Annotated in this window: 10 protein-coding genes; 2 read left to right on the top strand and 8 right to left on the bottom strand. The window is 53.8% G+C overall.

Annotation, left to right across the window (positions count from 1 at the left end; translation table 11 throughout):
• Positions 1-318: 318 nt before the first annotated feature.
• The 3 genes from LVJ83_RS09195 to LVJ83_RS09185 form a co-directional block, all read right to left on the bottom strand.
• The gene (locus tag LVJ83_RS09195) at positions 319-1,086 is read right to left on the bottom strand and encodes a transporter substrate-binding domain-containing protein (RefSeq protein WP_244784217.1); all 768 of its coding nucleotides are present in this window, start codon (positions 1,084-1,086) and stop codon (positions 319-321) included.
• Between the two features lie 351 nt (positions 1,087-1,437).
• A complete protein-coding gene (locus tag LVJ83_RS09190; RefSeq protein WP_244784216.1) occupies positions 1,438-1,587 on the bottom strand; it encodes a hypothetical protein in 150 nt (49 codons plus the stop codon).
• 180 nt (positions 1,588-1,767) lie between these two features.
• A complete protein-coding gene (locus LVJ83_RS09185; protein ID WP_244784215.1) occupies positions 1,768-3,801 on the bottom strand; it encodes a lytic transglycosylase in 2,034 nt (677 codons plus the stop codon).
• A gap of 212 nt (positions 3,802-4,013) precedes the next feature.
• Between LVJ83_RS09185 and LVJ83_RS09180 the strand changes: the two genes are divergently transcribed.
• Positions 4,014-4,694, top strand: a complete 681-nt coding sequence (locus LVJ83_RS09180; RefSeq protein WP_244787723.1) for a class I SAM-dependent methyltransferase — start codon at positions 4,014-4,016, stop codon at positions 4,692-4,694.
• Positions 4,695-4,817: 123 nt separating this feature from the next.
• Here the strand turns inward: LVJ83_RS09180 and LVJ83_RS09175 are convergent, their stop codons facing one another.
• Positions 4,818-5,306, bottom strand: a complete 489-nt coding sequence (locus tag LVJ83_RS09175) for a DUF456 domain-containing protein (protein WP_244784214.1) — start codon at positions 5,304-5,306, stop codon at positions 4,818-4,820.
• 596 nt (positions 5,307-5,902) lie between these two features.
• On the opposite strand from LVJ83_RS09175, the gene putP reads away from it, so the two are divergent.
• Positions 5,903-7,396, top strand: a complete 1,494-nt coding sequence (gene putP / locus LVJ83_RS09170; protein ID WP_244784213.1) for a sodium/proline symporter PutP — start codon at positions 5,903-5,905, stop codon at positions 7,394-7,396.
• 303 nt (positions 7,397-7,699) lie between these two features.
• On the opposite strand, the gene LVJ83_RS09165 is transcribed toward putP, so the two are convergent.
• The 4 genes from LVJ83_RS09165 to LVJ83_RS09150 all read right to left on the bottom strand — a co-directional run bounded on the left by LVJ83_RS09165 (position 7,700) and on the right by LVJ83_RS09150 (position 11,348).
• On the bottom strand, positions 7,700-8,725 hold the full coding sequence (locus LVJ83_RS09165) for a hypothetical protein (protein WP_244784212.1): 1,026 nt from the start codon (positions 8,723-8,725) through the stop codon (positions 7,700-7,702).
• Positions 8,726-8,915: 190 nt separating this feature from the next.
• Entirely contained in the window at positions 8,916-9,479 is a 564-nt protein-coding gene (locus tag LVJ83_RS09160; protein WP_244784211.1) for a YceI family protein, read from the bottom strand.
• Positions 9,480-9,586: 107 nt separating this feature from the next.
• Positions 9,587-10,153 carry a peptidylprolyl isomerase gene (locus LVJ83_RS09155; RefSeq protein ID WP_244784210.1) on the bottom strand — a complete coding sequence of 189 codons (567 nt, stop codon included), beginning with the start codon at positions 10,151-10,153 and terminating at the stop codon, positions 9,587-9,589.
• Between the two features lie 223 nt (positions 10,154-10,376).
• On the bottom strand, positions 10,377-11,348 hold the full coding sequence (locus tag LVJ83_RS09150) for a class 1 fructose-bisphosphatase (protein ID WP_244784209.1): 972 nt from the start codon (positions 11,346-11,348) through the stop codon (positions 10,377-10,379).
• Between the last annotated feature and the right edge of the window lies 1 nt (position 11,349).

Here is an 11,349-nt window from a genome sequence, read left to right as displayed (position 1 = left end):
GGTTTGAGGCGGTTGGGAAGCCCTAGGGCCTAAGCATTCGATTTACGGGTGCTTTTTACTTCTGAAAAACGCATCTGCCGTGTTAATTATAAATCCTTGTAAGATGTTCAATCTTATTGTGTTTTCCTTGCATCTGCATTATCAGGGGTAAAAGTTCCTTCATAAACGATGGTAGGATACCCTCGTATTGAAAGTTTTTCTGTATTATAACTAAGATTTTTTATAGTTTGAATAAGTTTTTTCTAATTTTTATGAAATATGCCGCCGCCTGAAAAAAATGGCTGTTCAGATTGTGCGGCGGTGCCGGTGGTTTTCGGGTCAGCGCGGCAGCCAACGGTTGATGGTGGTGTTTAGATTGCCTGATAATTTTTCTAAATGCAGAAATTGGTCGACATAGGCTTTAAAGCGGAAATCGCGGTTGGGAATCAGCCAGCCGTTTTGGGCGGGGCGCAGCGGCTGTTCGGGGTTGACGCCGCAGAGAATATTTTTATGTTCATGGCTTTTAACGATGGCTTCAGCGGCTTCGGTCACGAATACATCGGCGCGGTTGTCGATGATTTCTTGGAAAATGGTCAGGTTTTCGGGATGCATGGTCAGGTTTGCCCGGCTTAATGCCGTGCGGGCGAAGTTTTCATTGCTGCCGCCGGGGTTGGCGACGATGCGCACATTGGGGCGGTTGATGGCTTCGATGGTTTGATATTTTTTGACATCGGCACAGCGCACCAGCGGGGTTTTGCCGTTGGTGAAATAAGGTTCGCTAAACAAAGCCTGCTGTTGGCGCGGTAAGGTAATCGAAATGCCGCCGATGGCGATATCGCATTTGCCGGCAGTGAAATCTTTCATCAGATTCGGCCAGCTGGTTTTCACCATTACCGTTTCGGCTTCCAGGCTTTTGGCCAGGCTGGTGATTAAATCGTTATCGATGCCTTCAAAGCGGCCGTTGCGCTCGAAGCTGAACGGTTTGTAGTCGCCCGGCGAGCATACGCGCAACTGCTTGCTTTCCATCACGCGGGCGAGGGTATCGGGTGTTTGTGCTTGTGCAGAAACGGCAGCGGTAAGCAAGATAAATAAAACGGTTTTTTTCATGACAGATGCTCCGGTGGGTTCAAACGGCTTATCTTAATCATAAATTTACATTTATTAAAATAATCGCTTAAGCAGATAATGCCGTCTGAAAGCGGTTTGTTGGTCTTTTTTGCGGTTATGGTTGCTGAATTGATGCTAAATGCGAATAAAGGCGTGCAAAAGAAAGAAGGCTGCTTTTTTCGACCGGTTGCATGAAACAGCAGATAAACCGATTGTCATGATTTTGGGTATTTGATTTTCTGCTGAACCGCGTTATTGATGCAGCTTTATAACCATTCATAAAAGTAAGTGAAGCAGGCGAACCCACGGCGTTAGGTTGTTTTTATCAATCGCTATTATTGTGCTGCTGCTTTACTGTGCATGATAAAAGGCCGTCTGAAAGCATTTTTTCAGACGGCCTGTGTAGGGTGCAAGGTTTTTGTGAACAGAATCCATGCGATACACGATGTGGGTCGGATGCTCGAATCCGACATGTTTCAGACGGCCAAAATCATTGGGCATCACAAGAATATTGAATAATTTGTCGGATACAAGTATCCGACCTGCACTTGCGGTACTGTCTTCGGCTTGCCGCCTTGTTGACTTATTTTTGTGAATGAATAGGAAAATCGGTTTTCAACATATTAAGTTTAACGGCGAAACAAAACACCCCTGATTCAGGGGTGTTTTTTATGCGCTTTTTCAGCTGCCGATCAATTTCAAACGCTGGCCGGGGGTGATGGTGCGGGTGTTTCGGTTCCAGCGGCGGATGTCGTTGACATCGACATTGAAGCGGTTGGCAATGGTGTTCAGGGTGTCGCCTTTGCGCACGGTGTAGGAAACATTGCGCACGGTGCTGCGCTGATTGGCCGCCGCCGCGACTTTCAATACCTGACCGCGGCGGATATTGTTGCCGGTGATGTTATTGGCAGTAATCAAGTCGGCAACGCTGACGTTATAGCGTTGCGAAATATTAAACAAAGTGTCGCCTTCCACTACGCGGTGGCTGCCGGCGGCTGTCTGCGGCGCGGTATTGGCGCGCGCCAGGCGTGTTTCGGTGCGTTGCTGTTGTTTGGCGCGGGTGGCGGCTGCCTGTTCGGTGCGGAGGCGTGCGGCGTTGTCGGCATCGGCTTGGGCAATCACGTTGCGTACGCTTTCGGCCGCATTGATGCGCATGGTGGATTCTTGTGCCAGCGCCAGCAGCGGGTCATCGCTTTCGGCGGCAACGCCGGGCTGTGTCGGCAGCGGCAGCGGACTGTTGACGGCAATAGCTGTCAGTTCGGCTGTCGGCGCTTCAAACGGGGCGGTGGCTGCGGCCACAGGTTGGGCGGCTTGGATGCGGATGTCGGCAGCGGCTGTGTTGGCCGGCTCGGGCAGCGGACGGGTTTGTGCGGCTACGATTTGCGGACGGCCCGAATAAGGGTTGCCTGAAGCTTCGATGCGCGCCACGGTGATGGGCGCGGCTGCGGGTGTTGCCGGTCGTGCTGAAGCCAGCGCGGCTGTGTTATCGGGCATCGGCTGCATCACGGGCATGTTGGATCGGTAGGTGTCGGGGCTGTTGTCGCTGTCGATGGCGGCCAGATTCAGGCTTTCGCTGCCGAAGCTGCTGTTGTTCAGGCTGTTTTTGGCCACCAGAATGCTGCGGCCAGCGCTGACGGTGTTGCCGCTCATGCTGTTGAGACGTTTGATTTCAGCCACGCTCATGCCGGTTTGGGCGGCGATGCTGCTCAGGCTGGTGCTGGAAAAGGGGGTGTATACGTCCCATGAGAGCAGGGTTTCGGGTTTGGCGTTGCGGTAATTTTTTTCAAAAGTGGCTGCGGCTGTTGCCGGCAGCAGCAGTTTGCGGTTGCTTTTGGGAATAAAGACCGGCGCGTTAAATGCCGGATTGAGTGTCAGAAATTCACTCTCGCTGATGCCTGCCAGACGGGCGATGGCGCTGATGTCGGCGGGTTGGTCGAGGGTGAGGGTTTTGAAATAAGGTTTGTTGTCGATTTCGCTCAGATTCAGGCCGAACATCTGCGGGTTGCTGACGATATTGCGCACGGCCAGCAGTTTGGGCACGTAATTGCGGGTTTCATTCGGCATGCGGATGTTTTCATACACCGGCTCAAGGCCTTGGGCGCGGGTGCGGTTGATGGCGCGGCCGAGGTTGCCTTCGCCCCAGTTGTAGGCGGCCAGCGCCAGCGACCAGTCGCCAAACAGGCCGTGCAGGTATTGCAGGTAGTTTAAAGCGGCATCGGTGGCGGCATATACATCGTGACGGCCGTCGTAAAGTGCGGTACGCTCAAGGCCGTAATGGCGGCCGGTGGCGGGCATAAACTGCCACAGCCCCGAGGCGCCTACCGGTGATTTGGCCTTGGTGACGAAGGCGCTTTCAATAAAGGGCAGCAGGGCGATTTCGGCCGGCATATTGCGCTTTTTGACTTCGTGGGCAATATGATACATATAGGGTTTGCTGCGGTTGATGGTGCGGTCGAAATAGGCACGGCCGGCGGCAAGCTTGGTTTCGTGGCGGCGCACCAGCTCGGTATTGACTTCGGCCATGCGGAAGTCTTTGCGTAAGCTGTTCCAAAGGCTGCCTGAGGCAAAACGGGTGTCGGTTTGGTCGGTCAGAGCGGCATTCAGGCGCATCATGGCCATGCCGGTTTGGTTGGGGGTGGCGGCGTGGCTGAGTGCCGCGCACGAGAGCGCCGAAAGGCCGCCAACGGCCAGTACAATTGATTTTAGTTTTGCCATAGTGTTTCGGTATCAGAGCTTCAGAATCATTCAATTCGGCTGATAGTACTGGCTCAAAGGGGTATCGTCAAGCTGTTGAAATGTTAATTTCCTTATAAAATTCTAGATACTTGCATCGCCCGACCGCTGATAAAGAAAGGTTTTGAACGATAAGGGGCGGGGCGGTATGATGTGTTTGTTGAACGACAGGTGGTTTTATGAATAGTGAAACAGTGATGAGGTGGTTTGCCGAAACCGAAGCCGGGCGCTACACGGCGGCGCGCGAGCAGCAGTTTTTTTCTAAAATCACGCAGGCTTTATATGCGGATGTGGTGGTGCAGACGGGCATGCCTGATTGGCCGTTATGGCCGTCTGAACAGCGTATTTGCGTGGGGCTTGATGTGCAGATGGCGGCAGATGAAAGCGCGTGGGCGGAGCAGTCGCTCGATTTGCTGCTGATGCCGCACGGCTTGGAATGCGGCGGAAGGCCTTATTTGGCGCTGGCGGAGGCTTACCGCGCCCTAAAGCCTGAAGGCCGTTTGGTGCTCACGGGTTTTAATCCGCATTCGCTGTGGCGGTTCAGCCGTCGTTTTGACGGCAGCCGGTTGCCTGAAAAAAAGCGCTGCCTGCCGTTGCCGCAATTGAAGCGACAGGCAAAAAGTGTGGGGTTTGCCGTTGAAGCGGGGCAATTTATGGTGTATGTGCCGGCGGTAAACAGCCGTGCAGCGCTGCGGCGCTGGCGTTTTATGGAATCGGCCGGCGACCGCTGGTGGCCGCATGCCGCAGCGGTATACGGATTAGTGTTGCTGAAACGCCGCCCGGGTGTGCACCCGCTGCCTGAATTTGAGCGGCAGGCCGAAAAAGAAAACGGCATGGTGCTGGGTGTGGCGTGTACGGGTGGAAAATATAAATAAACCGCCGAATAATATCAAACACAACCCGCAGGCCGTCTGAAATCATGTTCAGACGGCCTGTGGGTTTTAATTGGATAGCTATTTACCAAAACAAATGGTTTCAAAACAAATGGTTTGCAGCCGTTAAAACAGACTGATGATGCCCATCACGGCCAATGTGAGCACGATGGTGAGTGCGCAGCCCACTTTGGCAATCACGCCGATAATAAAGCCGACAAAAGTGCCCGCGCCTACTTTGCCGGCCGACCATAAATCTTTACGCGCCCAAAATTCGCCGATGCCGGCGCCCAGCAAGGGGCCGAGCAGCAGGCCGGGCAATGAGAAAAAGACACCGATGATGCCGCCGATTAATGCGCCCCACACCGCTGTTTTGCTGGCGCCGGTAAATTTTGCCCCCAGCATGCCGGCCACATAATCCATGGCGGTGCCGACGGCGGCCACAATGCCGAGAAAAATCAGTGTGCCGCTGCCGATAATCTGATAGTCGCCGGCATAAGCTAAAAGCCAGGCGCCGGCAAACATCAGGCCGAGGCCGGGAATGGCCGGATAAATGGTGCCGAGCAGGCCGATCAGCAGGGCAATCAGGCCGAGAATCATCAGAATGGTGAACATGGTTTTCCTTGTGGTGGGTGGTTTTGTTTTGCAGGGGAATCGGTGGGGAGGTTAACCCGGTGCGATGGCTGTGTTGCTACATGATAAATTTGCAGCCCGCCGCCTGCTACCCATTCACAAAAGTAAGCTGACTGTGTTGGCTCGCCTTGCTGTAGCCTTAGCTGTATATGTGTACTGCCTCCGGCCCGCTTTATGAGCTTATTTTGTGAAGGGGTATATTAAAATCAAACGAGGCCGTCTGAATCGGTGGTGCAGCTTTGCCGAAGCGTTCAGACGGCCTGATTAACATGCGGTATGAAGCATTAAATTCAAGTGCATCGTTATCAATAAAGTGTGGCGGCACATGTTTTTCAAAAGCGCAATGCTGCCGTGAAACGAAGCAATGATAATATCAAGGCCGTCTGAAAATATACTGCGTTAAAATCAGCTAAGCCTGAGTTAACAATTCTTGACTAAAGACCAACCTTGATGTTAAATGCCGTAATGCAATGCTTTTGTCGACAATACCGAAGCGCAGAAAATAAAAACGGAGCCGGTCGCTTTGCGGGATGCGGGTGAAACGGCATCAACAATCAATTAGGAAATTCGAGGGTTTTATGGGTAATTTCAATCCGATGTATGTCACATTTTCGATCTACATCATCGCGGTTTTGTTAATCGGGCTGGCCGCATATTTTTCCACACGCAGTTTCGACGACTATATTCTCGGCGGCCGCAGCCTCGGCAGCTTTGTTACCGCCTTGTCGGCCGGCGCTTCGGATATGTCGGGCTGGCTGCTGATGGGGCTGCCCGGCGCGATTTACGCGGTGGGGCTCAGTGAGGCATGGATTGCCATCGGCCTCACTGTCGGCGCTTATTTCAACTGGCGTTTGGTGGCAGGGCGCTTGCGTGTGCACACCGAATACAACAATAACGCGCTCACGCTGCCCGATTATTTCTTTCACCGTTTCGGCGCAGAAGGCCGCCTGATGAAAGTGATTTCGGCGGCGATTATCCTGTTTTTCTTCACCATTTATTGCTCATCGGGCATTGTGGCCGGCGCGCGCCTGTTTCAAAGCCTGTTTGATATTACTTACACGCAGGCGATGTGGCTGGGCGCGGGTGCCACCATCGCCTACACCTTTATCGGCGGATTTTTGGCGGTGAGCTGGACGGATACCGTGCAGGCAACCTTGATGATTTTCGCGCTGATTCTGACGCCGATTATGGTGTATCTGGCGCTGGGCGGTGCAGATGAAATGAATGCCGCCATTCAAGGCGTGGCCGCCACCACCGGCAAAGAATACGGCAGCCTGATTGCAGGCACCACGCTGATGGGCATCATTTCCACCGCTGCTTGGGGCTTGGGCTATTTCGGCCAGCCGCACATCTTGGCGCGCTTTATGGCCGCTGAAAATGTGAAATCGCTGGTGAAGGCACGCCGCATCGGCATGACGTGGATGATTCTCTGCCTGATCGGCGCTGTGGCCGTGGGCTATTTCGGTATTGCCTATTTCGGCGCGCATCCCGATCAAATCGGCGCTTTGGGCGGCAACAACGAGCGTATTTTTATCGCGCTGACCACCTTGCTGTTTAATCCGTGGATTGCCGGCATTATTTTGAGCGCGATTCTGGCTGCGGTGATGTCGACCCTGTCCTGCCAATTGCTGGTGTGCTCCAGCGCCATCACCGAAGATTTCTACAAAGGCTTTCTGCGCCCCGATGCGCCGCAAAAAGAATTGGTGTGGATCGGCCGTTTGATGGTGTTGGCAGTGGCCATTATTGCCATCATTATCGCCGCCGACCCCGACAGCAAAGTGCTGGGCTTGGTGTCTTACGCTTGGGCGGGTTTCGGTGCCGCTTTCGGCCCGGTGGTGATTTTGTCGGTGTTTTGGAAACGCATGACCGCTGCCGGCGCGCTGGCCGGTATGATTATCGGCGCGGTAACCGTAGTGGCCTGGAAAGCTACCGGCAGCAGCCTGTATGAAATCGTGCCGGGCTTTATCGCCTGCTTTATCGCCGTGGTGGTGGTGTCGCTGTTGGGCAAAACACCGCAACGTGTGGTAGAGAAATTTGAAGAGGCAGATAAAACTTATCAGGCCGCAAAATAAGGTGTGACGGATTGATCAGGCCGTCTGAAACGTGAGTTTCAGACGGCCTTTGCGATGCTATAGATAAAAGCTGTTTACCGCGAGGGTGCTCCGACCATTCGATTTAAGGGTGTATTTTGCCCCTGAAAACACATCTGCTGCGTTAAAAAGCCTCGCAAGATGGCCAATCTTGCTGCGTTTTTGCCTTGCATCTGCATTTTCAGGAACAAAAATCCCGCCATAAACGACACATCAGGACACCCTAGGGTTTTGCAAAAGTCTCAGGCCGTCTGAAATGTGTTTCAGACGGCTTTGTGTTATTCGCTAAAAATAATCCTGCCGCCGGTTGCTTCTGCCATACACCGCTTCGCATGCCTGGCGGATGGTGAGGCGGTTGTAGGTACGGCGTTGGGTGTGGTTGTCGTCGCTGATGCGCACTTCGGCCTGTAAAGCCGTTGGGGCATGCGGGAAGCGTTGTTTCATGTCGTCCCAATGATGGCGCTCGACGTGGACGATGGCAAACATTTCGGCGCTAAGGTTCATGCCGATGCTGAAACGTTGCTGCGAGGCTTGCAGGCAGTAGCCGCTGTCGGCAAAAAAGCAACAGTTGCGGCGGTCGTTGTAGCGGTAAAGTTCGATTTTAACGGCGGCGGGGTCGTTGAAAAGGGCGGCAAACAGGCGCTCGAACAGGGAGGGGCGGTGCACGCCTTCGCTGAGCATGCCGTAAAGATTGGCGAGCCAGCGGGTGTATTCGTCGATATTGAAACCGAAGGTGTGCAGAATTTTGTCGAGCCGCTGCTGCGGGCGCTCGGCAATCAGACCGATGAATTCTTCGCTCACCTGCGGCAGTTGGGTAAACAGCACATGGTGCAGACGGTAAACGAAAGGGTCGCTGCGGTTGAAGGGATTGCGCAAAATGCCCAGCAGCTTGAGTTTGAGTATGCGCCAGAGCGGCTCAGGCACTTGCAGACGGCCTGAAGGCAGCGTGAGCACACGGTTGCAGGCTTCTTCATAGCCGCTTTCATAGCGGCTGAACCAGCTTTCGAGGTTGTATTGTCTGCCGCCGTTGCCTTTGACGAAAGTCAGTGTGTAGAGATTGGGGTATTCGAGGTTGTTTTCGATGTTGACGCTTTGCGGTTGGCCACGGCGGTTTTTTTCAAACAAGGGCAGCGGCCAGCGGTATACGTTGCGGTTTTGCGCGTTGACGTGGGTGTTGAACGCGTGTTGGCGCTGCTCGGTTTGCGAGATGAAGTGGTGGCCTTTGGTGGGGTTGGCCACTAAGAGTGCATAGGGCTTTTCTTCGCATTCGGGGTATTCGCAATCGCTGAGAATAAAGGCTTGTGCGCTCATGGCGGGCTCGGTCGGAATGGGCGGAATAGGTATCAGGCCGTCTGAAAATACAGGGTAAAAATCATGGCTTTCAGACGGCCTGGTATCAACTATAGCCGTTATAGCCGTGCAGCTGAAGCATCTCACTTCGGCCTGCTGCTGCCGTATGATGATTAAGCTGAACGGCTATCTTGCTTATTTTAAAAACAATTTAAATTTTAGAAGCTTCAACTTGAATGTTCAGCTTCACGTTTTTGCTCATGCCTTGTGCCACGCCGAAATTCATGCCCCATTGGGTGCGGTCGATGGTGGTTTCAAAATCGCCGCCGCACACTTCGGCTTTCAGCATCGGGCTTTGGTAGCAGTTGAATTTGGTGGCGGTGAGGGTAACCGGATGGGTTTGCCCCAGCAGTGTCAGCAAGCCGTCGACCGAGCTGACTTTGTTGCCGCTGAAATGCCATTGGGTGGATTGAAAGCGGATGTCGGGATATTGGGCGGCGTTAAACAAATCGGCGCTTTTCAAATGGTTGTCGAAGCCGCTGATGCCGGTGTTGAGCGAGCTGACCGGAATGGTCACGCTGATGGAGCCGGTTTTGGCTTGCGGATCAAAGCGCACGATGCCGTTGAGGCCGTAAAAGCCGCCGGTGTTGGTGGTGGTGCCGAAGTGGTCGATGGCGAAGCGGGCGTTGGCGTGGTTGCTGTCGATTTTATATTCGGCAGCCGATACGCCGGCGGCGGCAACGGCAAGCAGTGCGGCAAACAGTGTTTTTTTCATCAGAAGCTCCTCAGTCGGGTGGAAAAATATGATTGCAAACAACGATTACTATCCTAACATAAAAATACCGCCCGGGGGGTTCAGGCGGTTTGATGCTGCGTTTACGCTTATTTGATGATGCTGATTTTTTGAATCACCACGGGGCGCAGGGGCACGTTTTGATGGTAGGCTTGGTTGGTGGTTTGCACTTTGGCAATGCGGTTGACCACATCCATGCCGCCGGTTACTTTTCCGAATACGGTGTAGCCGTAGCCTTGTGGGGTTTTGCTGCGGAAATTGAGCGAATCGTTGTTGGCCACGTTGATGAAAAACTGGCTGGTGGCCGAGTTGGGAGCGGCGGTGCGCGCCATTGCGATGGTGCCGGTGTGGTTTTGCAGGCCGTTATCGGCTTCGTTGGCGATGGCTTTATCGGTGGGTTTTTGCTTCATATCGGCCGTGAAGCCGCCGCCCTGAATCATAAAACCATCAATAACGCGGTGGAAAATGGTGTTGTTGTAAAAACCTTTATCGGCATAGCTGACAAAGTTGGCAACGGTTTTGGGGGCTTTTTGTTCGTCGAGCGAGAGCCGGATCTGCCCCATATTGGTGTCAATCACGGCACGGGTTTCGGCTTGGGCGTTGAATGCGGCCAGGCCGATCAGGCTGCCGAGGGTGAGTTTGGTCAGGGTGTGCATAGGGTAGGTATATGGGTGTGTTGAAAGAAATAATTATCGCTGAATTTGATGCGGGTATTTGTTAATCTGATGTAAAAAGGCCGTCTGAAAAAAACATCGGGTTGTTTTCAGACGGCCTTTAAGGGTGCCCTGACCATTCGATTGACGGATGCTTTTTCAGGAGCAAAAATCCCCTTACCAACGACACATCAGAACACCCTGGGTTGCCCTTGCGTGTGTTGGCTTAATGATGCAGCCGGCGCACGTATTCGACTTCTTCGCGGCTGCCCATCACCACGGCCACGCGTTGGTGCAGGCCTTCGGGCTGGATGTCGAGCATGTCGGTTTCGGCGTTGGTGGCTGCGCCGCCGGCCTGCTTGAGAATCAGGCTCAAGGGGTTGGCTTCATACATCAGGCGCAGTTTGCCGGGTTTGGCGGGGTCGCGCTTGTCTTGGGGATACATAAACACGCCGCCGCGCATCAATACGCGGTGGATTTCGGCCACCATCGAAGCCACCCAGCGCATGTTGTAGTTTTTGCCGCGGCAGCCGGTGTCGCCCGCCAGCAGTTGGTCGATATATTGCTGCATCGGCGCATGCCAGTGGCGGCGGTTCGACATGTTAATGGCAAATTCGCGGGTTTGTTCAGGCACTTGCGGATTGGCCTGCGTTTGTATGAATTCGCCGTTTTCGTTGAGGGTGAACACAAACACGCCGTGTTTCAGGGTAAACACCAATTGGGTTTGCGGGCCGTAGAGCACATAGCCGCTGGCAGCCTGGTCGCGGCCGGGCTGTAAAAACGATGCGGTGTCGAGCGCGCCTTGCGGTTTGGTGAGAATCGAAAAAATCGTGCCCACAGAAATATTCACATCAATGTTGGATGAGCCGTCGAGCGGGTCGAACAGCACCAGATAGCCGCCGTTTTCATGGCAGGCCACAAAGCTGTCTTCTTCTTCGCTGGCCAGTCCGGCCACGTGGGGATTGGCTTGCAGCGCTTGAATCAGCGTGTTGTTGGCAATCACATCCAGCTTTTTCTGGTCTTCGCCCTGAACGTTGCCGGTGCCGGCTTCGCCGAGAATGCCGGCCAGCGCACCGAGGCGCACTTGGCGGTTGATTTGAATGCAGGCGTTTACCACAGATTCGAGCACGCCGCCCAATTCGGCGGGGAGTGTATGTTGTTGCAAGTGCTGGGGCAGGAATTCGGCCAGGGTGGTCATA

The sequence above is a fragment of the Uruburuella testudinis genome, from assembly GCF_022870865.1.
GTDB lineage: Bacteria > Pseudomonadota > Gammaproteobacteria > Burkholderiales > Neisseriaceae > Neisseria > Neisseria testudinis.
Note: the sequence above shows the minus strand (reverse complement) of the source record. Positions and strands in the feature narration are given on the sequence as shown.